The organism is Burkholderia ubonensis (assembly GCF_902833085.1).
Lineage (GTDB): Bacteria > Pseudomonadota > Gammaproteobacteria > Burkholderiales > Burkholderiaceae > Burkholderia > Burkholderia ubonensis.
Map to the genome: position 1 here is coordinate 105,366 of NZ_CADFEB010000009.1, position 14,037 is coordinate 119,402.

Here is a 14,037-nt window from a genome sequence, read left to right on the forward strand (position 1 = left end):
CTTCTGACGCTGTGCCGATCGCCCGACCGGCTTTGCCTGTACATGCATACAGGCGGTTGTGCACAGGTTTGCTGCGCTCGGTCAGGCGCAGTGAAAACGCTGTGCGGCGCTCACGAAAGGCAGTCGCAAATTTGCGACAAGATCACAGGTGAGCCGATACGGGAAGGTGCGGCGCACGTATCGTGCACAGGCGAAAAACTGTGATTCCGCGTCTCCCGCGACGCGTAAAGGTGAGTCCCGCACAGGCCGATTCTGGACTGGTGAGCCTTTACGGGAACCGATTGGGGTGAGTGCCGTTTTGCCGGCGCGCATCACCGGCTATGGTGAGCATGCCGTTCTGGACGCGCATCACCACAGGCGCTATCCTTCCGGGAAACTTCTCCTCCGACCAGACGCATGGCCACGAAGCGCGCCAAGAAAACCGATGTGGATGTGGTGAGTGCCAGTTCAGCCGAATTGCGAAAGGCCGTCGAGGCGATCGCCATTCAGCCGAAAAGCGGCAAGATCACCCTCCTGACTCGCAAGCTGTTCAATGTCCTGCTGGCCGTGGCCCAACAGGCCGACGACTCGGGCGATACTTATCGCGCGCTGCTGTCGGATATCGTTGCCAACTCCGCCTTCGATTCGAACGATACGGCGCTCGTGAAGGAACACCTGCGCCGCATGGTGTCGGTGCAGGTCGAATGGAGCACCGGTACGTCGAGCCAGAAGCCCGGCCGCAAGTGGGGGATCTCGACACTGATCGCGGATGCGGAAATTCTCGAAGACCCGGCCACGCGTCGCGTGTGGGTCGAATTCTCGTTCGCACCGAAGATCAAGAAGAAGCTGCTCGACCCGGTCCAGTACGCGCGCCTGAGCCTCCAGTTCCAGAGCCAGCTGCGCAGCAGCGCGGGCCTCGCGCTATACGAGATCTGCGTGCGCTACCTGACGAACCCGAGCCACCTGACGATGCGCGAGCCGTGGGAATGGTGGCGACCGATCCTGTCGGGCACGCCCGACACCGAAGCCGGCGACGAAGCGAAGCGCGAATACAAGTACTTCAAGCGCGACTACCTGCGTCCCGCGATTGCGGAGGTCAACGCGGTCACGAACATCTTCGTCGAGCTGATCGAGCATCGTGAAGGTCGGCGGGTCGCGGAGATCCAGTTCCGCGTCACCGAACGCAAGCAGCCGATGCTGGCGCTCGACGAGCATCCGAACGTGTTCGACAGCACGCTGGTCGACCGGATGGTGAAGCTCGGCATTCCGTTGAAGGAAGCGCAGACGCTGTATGCGGATAGCGAAGAAAACCGCATCCGTGCGGCGCTGCAGATGACGGAGCAGCGGATGCGCAGCACGTCGCTGCCGCCGGTGCGCAGCGCGGCTGCGCTGTTCAAGGATGCGCTGAAGAAGGGCTATGCGCCGCCGGTGGAGGCCGTCGACGCGTTGCCGGCCGGCGCGACGCCGGGCAAGGCTGCCGCGGCGCAGCCGGACGATCTGAAGGCGCGGCTGCTGAGCGAATATGCCGCGTACCGGCGCAAGGAAGCGAAGGCGCTGTACGACGAGCAGGGTGAAGCGGAGCGCGAGGTGGCGCGCGAGTCGTTCGAATCGGAAGCACTGCCGACGATGGGCTCGCATCTGCGCGACGATTGGCGCAAGCGCGGCCTCGACTCCAAGCTGACCGAGACGGCTTTCTTCGACTGGCTGGCCCGGAAGACCTGGGGCGAGCCGACCGACGGCGATCTGCTTTCCTTTACGCTGAATCAATCCCGGGCGGCCTGAGCCGCCCGTCCTGCCTGCGGCGGCGCCGGCATCGCCGGGCGCCCGCCGCGTCTGATCAGTCCGACAACAGCATCCGCTCGAGCTGCTCGAGAATCGCGTCACGCTTTTCCTTCGGCAGCCCGCGCAGCCGCAATTCGATGCGGTCTTCCCCATACGACTTCAGATCGCCGACCGACTTGCCGCCGAGCTTGATCTCGAGCCGTTGCGCATAGCGCTGACGGCTGGCGGGTTTCGGCGTTTCCTGGGCGGCCGCTCGACCTTTCACGATGTCGGACACCTGGCGTGTGCTCAGGTCGTCCGACACGATCTTGTTGATCAGCCGCAGCGTCGCATCCGTGCCGCGCGCGTTGTGATAGCGCCCGACCTGATACGCCATGTTCGAACCGAAGCGATCGGGGCGCGCGACCATTTCCTGCATGATCGCTTCCGGCAGCTTGCCGATCGACAGCGCGACGGCGACCGTCGACTCGTCGAGCCCGAGATGTTCGGCCAGTTCCTTTTGACTCAGGAAGTGCTTGTCGTCGAGGAATCGGCGCCACACGACCGCGTTGTCGAACACGGTCTGCGAATCGCGCTGGACGTTCAGGTCGTAGCCGAGCTTGTAGCTCTGGATGCCGATCGGCAGATCAATCACGATCGCCTTGACCGATTCCTTGTTCGCTTCCTTCAGCGCACGCACGCGGCGGCCGCCGTCGCTGACGAAATACATGCCCGGATTGTCGTAATCGGGAATCACGTGAATCGCCTGTTGCTGCCCCTGCTTCGCAAGGTTGACCGCGAGCTCGGCAATCGACGATTTCAGATAAAAGTGCCGCGGGTTGAACGGGCTGTGCTTGATCGCCTTCAGCGAGAGTTCGATCACCTGTCCGGGCGCATAGCGGTTCTCGAGACGCCACGCACGGTATTGGGACGATTCGTCCGTCGACACATCGAGGGTGATGTCCGGCGCCGACGGTGTGACGCTGTCTTTCTTGGCTGATTTCGGTGCTGCAGGTGCGGGCGTTTCCGATTTGACGAGACCGTCGATCGCATTCAGCCGATCGAGGGCCGTGCGCTTTTCACTCGTCGTCATATCCGGTCGCGCCTGGAATCCTTTAGCGAATTGGGAAGGTTTCATGCGAGTCCTTTATGCGCATAAAGTCAGGGCAGCAGCGCGACGATCTCGTCGGCGCATGCGCGAATTTCCGCGGCGGCGAGCTTCGCGCCGCGATCGTTCATCTGCAGGACGGTCTGACCGAGTGCCATCGCCTGCTTGTACGCTTCCCGCGTCGGGATTTGCGTCTTGAGCAACGGGAAGCCGAGTTCCTCGAGCGCCCGCTTGAGTTCGCGGGTCAGCATGCGCTTCTCTTCGGTCTTGTTCAGCAGGAATACGGCGCGCAGGTCTTCGTTCATGACCTGCGCTTGCTGGATCAGCTTGACCAGGCCAACACTCGACCAGTAATCGGCCGGCGACGACGAAGTCGGGATGACGGCGATCGATGCTGCGAGCAAGACGACGCCGGAGACCTTCTCGGTGATCGACGGCGGGCAATCCACGACGATGACGTCGTAGTCGTTGATGAACTTCTTGATCTCGCGGTGGATCTGGCCGCCAGCTTCGGCAAGATTCACGACAGGGAAAGGGATGCCGGTTTCGCTGTCGCCCGATGCGCTGGACCAGTGGATCAGGGTGTTCTGACCATCGGCGTCGACGACGAGGACGCGCTTCCCTTTTTCGTGAAATGCGGCGCCGAGGTGCATGGCGATCGTGCTTTTGCCGACCCCGCCTTTTTGTTGAGTGACTGCAATGATTTCCGCGGCCAATTTTCACTCCTGTTTTTGGTCGTTGGAATTCTACAGGACGATATTTATATTTCAATGAAACTGTTGTTCGTCAACTACGCGTTGGCCGTTCGGACGAGCGATTTATGCGCATAAACCGATGACCCGGTGGAGGCCGGGGATGGGCGCGCTTGCCGGGGTGGCGCGTGAAGATGGCCGCATGGTTTTGTCGCTCTGAGGTATGCGAACGGCGTGGCGAACGGTGGTCAGGTCATTGGCAGGTCAATCGGTCGATGCGTGCCACGCGTCGACGTGTAACGGAATCATCGTGTGGCAACGGCCGACGGAGTTTATGCGCATAAATCGAAGGCGCCCTTCCACTCATGCATTGGGGGGATTCGTGACGATCGCCCCGGTGGAGCAGCCCCACGAGCGGACCTCAGACTGGTGAGCGGCTCTCACGTATGGCATTGGCGCGGCGCGTGTCAGGCCTTGTGTGGTCCATATGTCGTTTATGCGCATAAACCGGCCACCGATCAGCGTCCTCTCAGTCGTGGTGTAACAGGCAGTCGAGCCACGGTGCTGCGACTCGAGACCATCGGACGGTGCCAGACGCACACTCCCCTGCCGGACACGATCGCACGCCACGCAATCCTTCCACGGCGATAGAGGGCATCACGCATCGTTGGGTTTATGCGCATAAAGAGAAGGGACACTATTGAATGTCCCGACATTCCGTGGCCCCGCATTGGAATCGAGAGCAGGCAACCAGCAAGCGTCCAAGACGTCGATGCGGAGTGCGGCAACCTTACTCCTCGCGTCCAGCACGCTGTGAGGACTGGCTACAATACGAGACCCTATCACCCAGGTCCGAATGATGATCACGATCTACCACAACCCCCGATGCTCGAAATCGCGCGAGACGCTGGCGCTTGTCGAGGCGCTGAATCCGAGCGGCATGCCCGTGAATGTCATCGAGTATCTGAAGACGCCTCCGACGGTCGAGGAGTTGGAAACGCTGCATCGTCAGCTCGCGCGTCCGGTTCGCGACATGCTGCGTGACAACGAGGAGCCGTACAAGGCGCTCGATCTCGGTCGCGCGAATTTGACCGATGTGCAAGCCTATGAGGCGATCGCCGCGCATCCGATCCTGCTTCAGCGTCCGATCGTCGTGTACAAGGGCAAGGCCGCCATCGGGCGCCCGCCTGAATCGGTGCGCGAATTGTTCGAATAATTCTAATTTCGCGTATTTTTCTTATTGTGCCGAACCGGCGCGGATGCTCCGGATGATCGATGCGTGCTCGACGTGCGGCCGGATCGGCTGCGTCGACACCGCGATCTATCGGCGCGATACGCGGCGGGTATCACGCCGGCACGCGTCAACGGCAGGAATCACCGGCAGCGTCGCTCGACGACCAACGCCGATGCGCACGTCGCGTTTCTCGACCGCCGGCGTCAGCCCGAAGCCGGCGAAGCCGTCACGCCTCCTCGTCCCCCTGCCCCGCCGCGGCCTTCGCCGCCGTGCGCAGCAGCGCGATCTGCTCGCGGTATTGCCGGCAGCCGCTGCAGGTCGGCAAATGCACGCGCACCTGCACGCGCTCGTGGACCGTCAGACGCCGGTCGAGCGCATCCGACAACAGGCGCGTCACATCCTTACATTTCCCCGGTAGCATCTTCGGTCGTCAGCCCCTTTTCGCTCAGGCAGGTGCGCAAGCGCGTGCGCGCGCGGTACAGCAGCACGCTGCAATGATTGGTCGTCAACGTCAACTCGCTGCAGATGTCGTCGATCTCGACATCGAGAAACTCGCGCATCATGAACACGCGTCCGATCTGCTCCGGAAGATGGTTCAGGCAGATCTCGAACAGCATCCAGAACTGCTGTTGCTGCAGCAGCGTCTCCGGTCGAGGCCACGGCCGCGGTTTCGCATGCGCGGCCCAGTGTCCGTTGTCCTTGAAGAGTTCGCGCTCGAGCGCGGATTCGCCGTCGAGTTCGGCGTCGAGCGCGGACAGGTTCACCGTCCGCTGCCGCGCGCGCAGCACGTCGATCAGCTTGTTGCGCAGAATGCCGAACACCCAGGTCTTGTGCGCGGACAGGCCGGCGAAATCCCCCGCATGCGTCCACGCGGCGGTCAGCGCTTCCTGCACTGCGTCCTCGGCCGCATCGGCGTCGCGCAGCTGCAGGCGCGCGAAACGCAGCAGGTCGTGCCGCAGTTGTGCAAGATAGGCGGGTTCGTCGTACGCGGACGGCATCGTCGGGAATCTCTCGGGAGGAAGCCGCGCGCGCCACAGGTCGCCGCGCCGCGCGGTGCGAGCAGCTTACTGGGCGTCGCGCCTGCCCGCAATCCGTGTCATTGTTCCTGAATTCGTGCGCTATGCTTGCCGACAGGTTGGCGTCGCGCAAACGTTGGCGCGCGACCGGTCATGTGCAACAGCCGGGCATGTCGACAAAGTTATCCACAATTTCTGTGGAAAACCTTGTGGAAAGTCGGCCGGATGGCCCCGTGGGACGGCTCGCGGGCTGGCCTGCCTATAAACAGACCTTTGCCGCCTATCCTGAAGCAATCGATTTCATTCCACACCCATCGGAAGGAGACAGTCATGGCACATCGCATTGCGGTCATCGTCGGCAGCCTGCGACGCGGATCCTGGAACCGCGCGCTCGCACGCGCAGTGATCTCGCTCGCGCCGGCCGACCTTGCGTTCGAATTCGTCGAGATCGGCGAGTTGCCGCTGTACAGCCAGGACTACGACGCGGACTTCCCGGAAGTCGCCAAGCGTTTCAAGCAGGCGATCGAAGCGGCCGACGGCCTGCTGTTCGTCACGCCGGAATACAACCGGTCGATTCCCGGCGTGCTGAAGAACGCGATCGACTGGGGCTCGCGCCCGTGGGGCGCGAACTCGTGGGCGGGCAAGCCGGGCGCGGTGCTCGGCACGTCGCCGGGCGCGACCGGCACGGCCCTGTCGCAGCAGCATCTGCGCAACGTGCTCGCGTATCTCGACGTCGCGACGCTCGGGCAGCCGGAGATGTTCATCAAGCACGACCCGACGCGCATCGACGACGAGGGCAGGATCGTCAGCGACGATACGCGCAAGTTCCTGCAGGGCTTCGTCGACCGCTACGCCACGTGGGTGCGCCTGAACAAGGGGGCCTGAGGTCAGGGAAGCGCCGGCCGCGGGCCGGCGCGTTCCGTTAGACGCCGGCCTCGTGCCGCGCATCGCGCGCGTCGCGGATGCCGTGCAGGATCTCGTCGAGCAGCGCAATGTCGAACGGCTTCGACAGCACGCGCACGTTCACGCCGCGCGTGCGGTCGAGCTCCTCCGCATACCCCGTCACGAGGATCACGGCCAGCTTCTCCGGCCGCCGCCCGATCGTTTCGGCGAGATCGATGCCGTTCAGGCGGCCGGGCATGTGAATGTCCGAAATCACGAGATCGAAGCCGTCGTTCGCCGGCGCTGCTTCGACGAGGCTCAGCGCGTCGTCGGCGGTCGCCGCGTAGGTCACGCGGTGCCCCAGCAGCGTGAGCAGCGCCTCCGTTCCGGCGGCGACTTCGCCGTTGTCCTCGACGAGCAGCACGTGCAGGCCCGCCGGCGGGCTCGCGTCCTGCACCGGCACCACGACGGGGGCCGGCGGCCGGGCGGCGGTCACTTCCAGCGGGTTCGCGCGCGGCAGATAGAGCCGCACCGACGTGCCCGCGCCCACCGCGCTGTCGATCGTCGCGAGTCCGCCCGAACGCTCGCAGAACGCGAACACCTGCGGCAGCCCGAGCCCCGTGCCCATCCCGTGCGGCTTCGTCGTGAACAACGGCTCGAATGCGCGCGCGAGCACGTCGGGCGCCATGCCCGAGCCCGTGTCGTCGAGCGAGATCTGCACGAAATCGCCGGTCAGCGGAAAGCCGTCCTCACGGCGCAGCGTCACGTTGCGCGCGCCGACGGTGAAGCGGCCGCCGATCGGCATCGCGTCGCGCGCATTGACGGCGAGGTTGATGACCGCGAGCTCGAGCTCCGCCACGTCCACGCGGATCGGCCATACGCCGGGCTCGATCGCGACGGTCAGCGACGACTTCGAGCCGAGCGACGTCTTCAGCAGTTCGCGGCAGGTGCCGACCCACTGCCCCACGTCGATCGTCTCGTTGTGCAGCGGCTGCTTGCGCGCGACGCCGAGCAGCTGGCGCGTCAGCGACTGCCCGTTCTTCAGCGCCCGCTCGATCGCGCCGAGTTCCGTGTCGAGCTGCTGGACGCCGCGGTGCCGTGCGATCTGCACGTTGGTCGAGATGATCATCAACAGGTTGTTGAAGTCGTGCGCGACGCTGCCGACGAGGTTGCCGAGCGCCTGCATCTTGCGCGACTGCCGGTACGCGGATTCGATCGACCGCCGCATCGACGCTTCCGCCTGCCAGCGGTCCCACGCGGCCTCTTCCGCCTTGAGCCGCTTGAGCGACAGCCAGATCACGCACCACAGCGCGAACGACGGCGCGAACATCGACACGAACAGCACGGTGAGATGCTCGTACCACTCGCGCCAGATCGCCGACGTGCGATACGCGCACGACACGTATACCGGATAGCTGCCGACCTGCCGGTACGCGACGATCTCGCTGCCGGCATCGTGGCGCACGCGCACGACGCCGCCGCGCGGGTCGCTGTGCTCGTCGCCGAACGACAGCGCGCGATAGGCTTCGGCTGCGGCGGGCGGCGGCGGATACGACGCGAGCACCGCGCCGTCGGCGCGCGCGAGCGCCATCGTCATCGGCGTCTTCGCGCCGCCGATCAGCTCGCGGTAGAACGCATTGAAATACGACGACTTCAGCGCGATCGACACCATCCCGGCGAACGAGCCGTCGCTGTGCCGCCGCGCGACGCCGGTGTTGAACACGGGCGTGTCCGCGAGCCGCCTCGGCCCCTGCATCACGCGCGAGACGTGCTCGATGACCTTGCCGTCGCGGATGCCGAGGAAGTCGTCGCGATTCGCGATCGACGTGTGCGGTGCCGGATAGTAGAGGCTGTTCGCGAGCAGCTTGCCGCTCGCGCCGAAGATCGACACCGCCGCGACCTGCGGGTAGCCGCCGCCGATCTCGTTGAGCGCGTCGTGGATGTCGGACTCGTCCTTGCGCACCGCCGCGTCGTCCATGTCCTGCACGAGATCGGCGATGCGCGCGTCGAGCGTCTCGCTCAGGTCGAACACCTTGAGCGCGTGCTCCTCGGCGACGCGCACGGTGCGCATCGTCACGTCGCTCGCAGCGGCTTCGCGCGACTTCAGGTCGTTGTACGCCATCACCGCGACATAGATGCACGGCAACACGATCGCGGCGATCAGCAGCACGATCAGCGTCACGCGGCGGACCGCGAAATCGTGTTCGGGCGCGCCGGACGGATAGGCCCCGTCGTCCTGCCAGTCATCGGCGGAAGCGTGGTGGCGGGAATCGGCGGACCGGTCGGACGTCATGGATGGGAACGGGTGAAGCTCAGGCGGAGGTGCCTGCCATCATAAACGAGTTGCGCCCGAGGCTCGCGCCACGCGGCGCGCGCCGTCCTGACGTTTCCGACAGGGAGAATTTGTCAGATTGAAAACGCGACGAATCCGGCAGCGCAAACGTACACAAAGAAAAATTTTGCGTCCTTGGCGTAAAAATGGTCGCAACTGTTTTCGGAATACGGCGCGATTGGATCGATTCTGTCTGAATCAGCAAAAATGGCGAGTTGCACCGCCCGGGTTTTACCCAGAGAATCGCGCCTTGCTTTCCATGACAGATAGATACGCGCCTGCTGATGCCAGCGCGCAGCCCGCCGCGGACGACAGTTGCCGCGGCGTCCGGCGCAGGGGTGCCCGGCGGCTGCACGCGTTCGCTCACACGGCGCCTAAAGAAACGCGGCGCGCGGTCGTTAACGCGAGAGAGACCATTCCGTATTTCGCTCCGCCCGCTATGTCTTTGCCGATTGTGATTGCCGACGATTCGCTACTCGCTCGCAAGTTGCTGACAAAGGCGCTACCGGGGGACTGGGACGTGGACATCGCGTATGCGGCGAACGGCCGAGAGGCACTTGCGCTCTATCGTGACGGCAAAGCTTCCGTGATGTTTCTCGACCTGACGATGCCGGACATGAACGGCTATCAGGTCCTCGAGACACTGCGCCACGAAGATCTGAATACGTTCGTGATCGTGGTATCGGCCGACATCCAGCCGCAGGCGCGCGAGCGCGTGCGCGAGCTGGGTGCGATCGCGTTCGTCGCGAAGCCCGTGACGTCGGAGGCGTTGCTGCCCATTCTCAAGGAGTATGGGTTGTATGCCTGACTCGGTGTTCACGGCGGAGCAACGCGACGCGTTGCAGGAAATCGCCAATCTTGCGATGGGCCGCGCCGCCGCACGGCTCGCGTCGCTGCTCGGCCGGTTCATCGAGCTGTCGGTGCCGCGCGTGCGCGTCGTGCAGGCGTCCGATGCGGGCAAGGCGCTGCGCGAGATGACGGGCATTCACGACAGCGTGACCGCCGTGCGCCAGGGGTTCCGCTCGGACATCAAGGGCGAGGCGCTCGTGCTGTGCCGTACCGCGAACGTCAGCCGGCTCGCGGCGCTCGTCGACCACTCGTTCGGCGACGCCGCGGCAGGCGAGCGCATACGCGACGATGACGACGAAGTGAATGAAGCCGGCGACGAGACGGCCGCCGCGCTCGGCGAGTCGTCATCCCAGGACGAACTCGTGTTCGACGTCGCGAACGTGCTGATGGGCGCGTGCGTGTCGTCGATCCTCGACGAGCTCGGCCGCACGCCGGTATTCTTCCCGCCCGGGCTGCTGGGCGCGAACGTGTCGTTCGACGACGTGTTCCAGCCCACCGTGCTGGCCTGGAGCGTCGCGCTGCTGCTCGAAGTGAACCTCGGCCTCGAGGACGACGCCTTCCGCGCGCATTTCGTGATGCTGATGGCCGAGGATTCGATCCGCCTGATGGGCGATGCGCTCGACGCGTTGCTTTCCGCGCTATGACCGCCCAGACTGCCCCCACTGCCTCCCCCGCCCCTACCGCTTCGCTGAGCGACCTCGTGATCGAACGGGTCGGCTTCGGCCTGTTCGTGCTCGACCGCGCGATGAACGTGCTGATGTGGAATCGCTTCATGCAGGACCACAGCGGCGTGCCCGCCGACGACGTGATCGGCCGCAACCTGTTCGACTGCTTTCCGGACCTGCCGCGCGCGTGGCTCGCGCGCAAGCTCGAGAGCGTGTTCCAGCTCGGCAGCTTCGCGTTCAGCTCGTGGGAGCAGCGGCCGTACCTGTTCCGCTTCGAGCATGACCGGCCGATCACGGGCGGCGTCGACTTCATGCAGCAGGACTGCACGTTCATGCCGCTCACGCGCGGGCGCGAAGTCGAGGCCGTGTGCGTGACGATATCGGACGTCACGCACGTGAGCGTGATGCAGCGCGAACGCGAGGAAGCGGTGGCGAAGCTGCGCGAGCACGCGAACTGCGACGGGCTGACGGGCATCGCGAACCGGCGCTTCTTCGAGGAGCGGCTGCGCGACGAGTTCGCGCGCTGGCAGCGCTATGGCGGCAACCTGTCGGTGCTGCTGTTCGATCTCGATCACTTCAAGACGATCAACGACCGGTTCGGCCACGCGGTCGGCGACGCCGTGCTGCGCGAGATGGCGCTGCGCGTTGCCGCGATCGTGCGCGCGCAGGATACGTTCTGCCGCTTCGGCGGCGAGGAATTCGCGCTGCTGCTGCCGTGCACCGATCTCGCCGAAGCGATGCTGGTGGCGGAGAAGGTGCGATGCGCGATCGGCGCCACGCCGGTCGATGCCGAGGGCGTGCGCGTGCCGGTGACGGCGAGCGTCGGCGGCGCGAGCGCGCATGCGGGCGCGCAGACCTGCGATGTGCTCGTCAACGAGGCCGACGCCGCGCTGTATCGCGCGAAGCGGCGCGGCCGCGACCGTTCCGTCGCCTACGCGTAGGCCTCGTTCACGTTCAGCTCTTCGCGATGTCCGCCAGCACGCCGGCCAGCACCGCCGGCTGCGACACGAACGGCGAATGGCTGCTGTCGAGCTGATGCACGTGCGTCGGGTTGTCCGGCGTGAACGCATCGGCTTCGTCGATGAAGCGCTGCTGCAGCGCGGGCAGGATCACGTGGTCCTGCAGGCATTTGATGTAGTGGCGGTCGAGCGCACCCCAGCGCGCGGCGGTCGTCGGGATCGCCGTCGCGAACGGCGCGGCCGGCACGTCGCAGCTCATCAGGTTCGCGACCGCCTCGTATTCGGCCTGCGGGACGTCGTCGCACAGCGCGCGCCTGGCCGTCGCGCGATACGCGGCGTCGTCGCTGCGCGGATCGATGCGCAGCGCGCCGGTCGCGCGCGGGCTCGCGAGCATCAACTGGCCGAGCAGTTCGCCCTGGTTCTCCGGCGCGCGCACGTAGTCGAGGCCGGGCACGCCCGACGCGGGCATGAACGCAGCAAGGTAGACGATCTTCGCGATCTTCTCGGGCATCCGTTCGGCGGCCGCCGTGATCGCGATGCCGCCCATGCTGTGCCCGACGAGGACGATCTCGCCGTGGCCGAGCGCATATGCGTCGTCGACCGCCTGCATCACCTGCGACGCGTAGTCGTCGAGCGTCGTGTTCGCGACCGGCGACGGCTCGGCGCCGAACGCTTCGCGGTCGAGCGGCCGCTGGAGGTACGATGCGGGAAAGCGGGCGTTGATTCCGTGCGCGGGCAGGTCGCGCGCGATCGACAGATGGCCGCGTGCGGCCAGCGCGGCCATCACGTGCGCGAAGCACCACGCGCCGTGCCATGCGCCGTGCACGAACACGAAAACCGGGTGGGCGGACTGCGGGGATGCGGATGGCACGGCTGTCACGTTCGTCTCCATGAGTTCGGAATGCGTTGTTCGGATAAAGCGTCATCTTAGACGAACCAACGCGGACCCAAGCGGCGGCGGCCGGCCGCACCGGATCGGCCGCCGGCCATGTGTCCCCGAATGTGTCGCGGAGACGACATTTCGTTCATATCTGATTTAAATTCGCAGCAGATCGCGCTAATTTGATGCTTTACCCTGATCGCGCCCCATGAACGTCGACTATCTCTTTTACCGGAAGCCGGACAAGCCCGGCCCCTATTCCCTCGACGACCTGGGCGACATCGCGCCGCCGATCGGCCCGGGCGACGCGGTGCGCGCGGGAATCGCGCGCGTCTTCGAGCAGGTCGACTGGCGCGAATCGGCCGACGTGCCGGGCGCGTGGTTCGGCACGGGCGGCCCGGTGTTCCAGTTCACCGCCGATCCGGACGGCCGCGTGACGAGCTTCATGGGCTCGCGGCTCGAGCGGCGAGCGATGCTTCAACTGACGCGTGAAATGGGGCTCATCGCGCTCGATCTGCAGCGCGACATCGTCTACGGCTAGGCCTGAAGCGCCTGTAGAGGCCCTCGACCAGACATCCCCGGCCCGCAGGGCCGTCCGGCCGAGGACGGCGGGCCGCGGCGTGCGGCGGCGCGCGTCCGGGCGCCGCCGGCCGCACCGCCATCGATGTTCAAAGATTGCTATACTTTCGCCCAATTCCGGCTTCCGACCGGCAATTCATGCTTGTCTGCGTCGATCGTTCGCACATCTCGCACGCATTTGACGCCCTTACCATCCCAGCCGGGCATGGCTTCTTCAATCGCCCCGCGTGGGCGTCTCCGTGGAGCTCGTCTTGGCCGCTTCCAATCTCGTCGTGGACGAACAAGAAATCGACGCCGCTGCCGTCACATCGAGCAGTTCTTTTTATCTTGCGATGCGCATCCTGCCGGCGACGCAGCGCGATGCGATGTTCCAGGTGTATGCGTTCTGCCGAGCGGTCGACGACATCGCCGACAGCGACCTGCCGCGCGCCGAGCGCGCCGCCGGCCTCGAGCGCTGGCGCGCGGACATCGACGCGTGCTTCGCCGGCCGGCCGCCGCGCCATCTCGCGGCGCTCACGCGCGAGATTCACGCGTTCAACCTGCAGCGCGACGATTTCCACGCAATGATCGACGGCATGGCGATGGACGCCGCCGAAGACATCTGCGCGCCCGACGAGCCGACGCTCGACCTGTATTGCGATCGCGTCGCGAGCGCGGCCGGCCGCCTGTCGGTGAGGATATTCGGGATGCCCGAAGCGGAAGGCATCGCGCTGTCGCACCATCTCGGCCGCGCGCTGCAGCTGACCAACATCCTGCGCGACATCGACGACGACGCGGCGATCAACCGCTGCTACCTGCCGCGCGAGCTGCTCGCGCGCGAAGGGATCGCGATCACCGATCCGGCGACGATCGCGCGCGCGCCGGCCTTGCCGCGCGTCTGCGCGACGCTCGTCGAGCGCGCGATCGAGCATTTCCGGCAGGCGGATGCGGTGATGGACAAGTGTGCGCGAGCCCAGGTGAAGGCGCCGCGCATCATGTCGGGCGCATACCGCTGCATCCTCGATGCGGCGGTCGCGCGCGGCTTCGATGCCCCTCGCCTGCCGGTCCGCAAGCCGAAGGCGCGCATGCTGATGATCGCCGCGCGCTACGCGCTGTTCTGAG

14 protein-coding genes are annotated in these 14,037 nt (G+C 65.5%); 8 read left to right on the forward strand and 6 right to left on the reverse strand.

Annotated elements, in window-relative coordinates:
* Positions 1-396: 396 nt before the first annotated feature.
* Positions 397-1,761: a replication initiation protein gene (locus HWX31_RS24690; RefSeq protein WP_042584726.1), complete on the forward strand. Its 1,365-nt coding sequence runs from the start codon at positions 397-399 to the stop codon at positions 1,759-1,761.
* Positions 1,762-1,816: 55 nt separating this feature from the next.
* On the opposite strand, the gene HWX31_RS24695 is transcribed toward HWX31_RS24690, so the two are convergent.
* Both HWX31_RS24695 and parA read right to left on the reverse strand, forming a co-directional pair.
* Positions 1,817-2,878: a ParB/RepB/Spo0J family partition protein gene (locus HWX31_RS24695; RefSeq protein ID WP_059750338.1), complete on the reverse strand. Its 1,062-nt coding sequence runs from the start codon at positions 2,876-2,878 to the stop codon at positions 1,817-1,819.
* 23 nt (positions 2,879-2,901) lie between these two features.
* Positions 2,902-3,564 (reverse strand): ParA family partition ATPase, encoded by a 663-nt coding sequence (gene parA, locus HWX31_RS24700; RefSeq protein WP_174960778.1) that lies wholly within the window; start codon positions 3,562-3,564, stop codon positions 2,902-2,904.
* 835 nt (positions 3,565-4,399) lie between these two features.
* Here parA and arsC point away from each other — a divergent pair.
* Complete coding sequence (arsC, locus tag HWX31_RS24705; RefSeq protein ID WP_174960882.1) at positions 4,400-4,756, forward strand: arsenate reductase (glutaredoxin); 357 nt, start codon at positions 4,400-4,402, stop codon at positions 4,754-4,756.
* A gap of 244 nt (positions 4,757-5,000) precedes the next feature.
* Here arsC and HWX31_RS24710 read toward each other — a convergent pair whose 3' ends face one another.
* Positions 5,001-5,195, reverse strand: coding sequence for a zf-HC2 domain-containing protein (locus HWX31_RS24710; protein WP_174960780.1), 195 nt, complete (start codon positions 5,193-5,195; stop codon positions 5,001-5,003).
* Positions 5,176-5,772, reverse strand: coding sequence for an RNA polymerase factor sigma-70 (locus HWX31_RS24715; RefSeq protein WP_174960782.1), 597 nt, complete (start codon positions 5,770-5,772; stop codon positions 5,176-5,178). The genes HWX31_RS24710 and HWX31_RS24715 overlap by 20 nt, the downstream gene beginning before the upstream one ends.
* Positions 5,773-6,120: 348 nt before the next feature.
* Between HWX31_RS24715 and HWX31_RS24720 the strand changes: the two genes are divergently transcribed.
* Positions 6,121-6,675, forward strand: a complete 555-nt coding sequence (locus HWX31_RS24720; RefSeq protein ID WP_174960784.1) for an NADPH-dependent FMN reductase — start codon at positions 6,121-6,123, stop codon at positions 6,673-6,675.
* Positions 6,676-6,712: 37 nt separating this feature from the next.
* Here HWX31_RS24720 and HWX31_RS24725 read toward each other — a convergent pair whose 3' ends face one another.
* Complete coding sequence (locus HWX31_RS24725; RefSeq protein ID WP_174960786.1) at positions 6,713-8,965, reverse strand: hybrid sensor histidine kinase/response regulator; 2,253 nt, start codon at positions 8,963-8,965, stop codon at positions 6,713-6,715.
* Positions 8,966-9,443: 478 nt separating this feature from the next.
* Between HWX31_RS24725 and HWX31_RS24730 the strand changes: the two genes are divergently transcribed.
* Genes HWX31_RS24730 through HWX31_RS24740 form a run of 3 tightly spaced genes read left to right on the forward strand, consistent with a single transcriptional unit; the run spans position 9,444 to position 11,459 of the window.
* Positions 9,444-9,812, forward strand: a complete 369-nt coding sequence (locus HWX31_RS24730; RefSeq protein WP_010088926.1) for a response regulator — start codon at positions 9,444-9,446, stop codon at positions 9,810-9,812.
* Positions 9,805-10,497: a chemotaxis protein CheC gene (locus HWX31_RS24735; RefSeq protein WP_174960788.1), complete on the forward strand. Its 693-nt coding sequence runs from the start codon at positions 9,805-9,807 to the stop codon at positions 10,495-10,497. Before HWX31_RS24730 ends, HWX31_RS24735 begins: the two co-directional genes overlap by 8 nt.
* Positions 10,494-11,459 (forward strand): sensor domain-containing diguanylate cyclase, encoded by a 966-nt coding sequence (locus tag HWX31_RS24740; RefSeq protein WP_174960790.1) that lies wholly within the window; start codon positions 10,494-10,496, stop codon positions 11,457-11,459. The genes HWX31_RS24735 and HWX31_RS24740 overlap by 4 nt, the downstream gene beginning before the upstream one ends.
* Positions 11,460-11,472: 13 nt before the next feature.
* On the opposite strand, the gene HWX31_RS24745 is transcribed toward HWX31_RS24740, so the two are convergent.
* The gene (locus HWX31_RS24745; protein ID WP_174960792.1) at positions 11,473-12,369 is read right to left on the reverse strand and encodes an alpha/beta fold hydrolase; all 897 of its coding nucleotides are present in this window, start codon (positions 12,367-12,369) and stop codon (positions 11,473-11,475) included.
* Between the two features lie 196 nt (positions 12,370-12,565).
* Between HWX31_RS24745 and HWX31_RS24750 the strand changes: the two genes are divergently transcribed.
* Together HWX31_RS24750 and hpnD are read left to right on the forward strand one after the other, a co-directional pair.
* Entirely contained in the window at positions 12,566-12,898 is a 333-nt protein-coding gene (locus HWX31_RS24750) for a hypothetical protein (protein WP_059618556.1), read from the forward strand.
* A gap of 289 nt (positions 12,899-13,187) precedes the next feature.
* Positions 13,188-14,036: a presqualene diphosphate synthase HpnD gene (hpnD, locus tag HWX31_RS24755; protein ID WP_174960794.1), complete on the forward strand. Its 849-nt coding sequence runs from the start codon at positions 13,188-13,190 to the stop codon at positions 14,034-14,036.
* Position 14,037 lies beyond the last annotated feature (1 nt).

Bases quoted from the DNA above. Each gene is read 5' to 3' on its own strand.
- HWX31_RS24715 (WP_174960782.1), bottom strand. From the start codon at position 5,772: ATGCCGTCCGCGTACGACGAACCCGCCTATCTTGCACAACTGCGGCAC.
- HWX31_RS24730 (WP_010088926.1), top strand. From the start codon at position 9,444: ATGTCTTTGCCGATTGTGATTGCCGACGATTCGCTACTCGCTCGCAAG.
- HWX31_RS24710 (WP_174960780.1), bottom strand. From the start codon at position 5,195: ATGCTACCGGGGAAATGTAAGGATGTGACGCGCCTGTTGTCGGATGCG.
- HWX31_RS24690 (WP_042584726.1), top strand. From the start codon at position 397: ATGGCCACGAAGCGCGCCAAGAAAACCGATGTGGATGTGGTGAGTGCC.
- HWX31_RS24725 (WP_174960786.1), bottom strand. From the start codon at position 8,965: ATGACGTCCGACCGGTCCGCCGATTCCCGCCACCACGCTTCCGCCGAT.
- HWX31_RS24745 (WP_174960792.1), bottom strand. From the start codon at position 12,369: ATGGAGACGAACGTGACAGCCGTGCCATCCGCATCCCCGCAGTCCGCC.
- HWX31_RS24720 (WP_174960784.1), top strand. From the start codon at position 6,121: ATGGCACATCGCATTGCGGTCATCGTCGGCAGCCTGCGACGCGGATCC.
- HWX31_RS24735 (WP_174960788.1), top strand. From the start codon at position 9,805: ATGCCTGACTCGGTGTTCACGGCGGAGCAACGCGACGCGTTGCAGGAA.
- HWX31_RS24695 (WP_059750338.1), bottom strand. From the start codon at position 2,878: ATGAAACCTTCCCAATTCGCTAAAGGATTCCAGGCGCGACCGGATATG.
- HWX31_RS24740 (WP_174960790.1), top strand. From the start codon at position 10,494: ATGACCGCCCAGACTGCCCCCACTGCCTCCCCCGCCCCTACCGCTTCG.
- HWX31_RS24750 (WP_059618556.1), top strand. From the start codon at position 12,566: ATGAACGTCGACTATCTCTTTTACCGGAAGCCGGACAAGCCCGGCCCC.
- arsC (WP_174960882.1), top strand. From the start codon at position 4,400: ATGATCACGATCTACCACAACCCCCGATGCTCGAAATCGCGCGAGACG.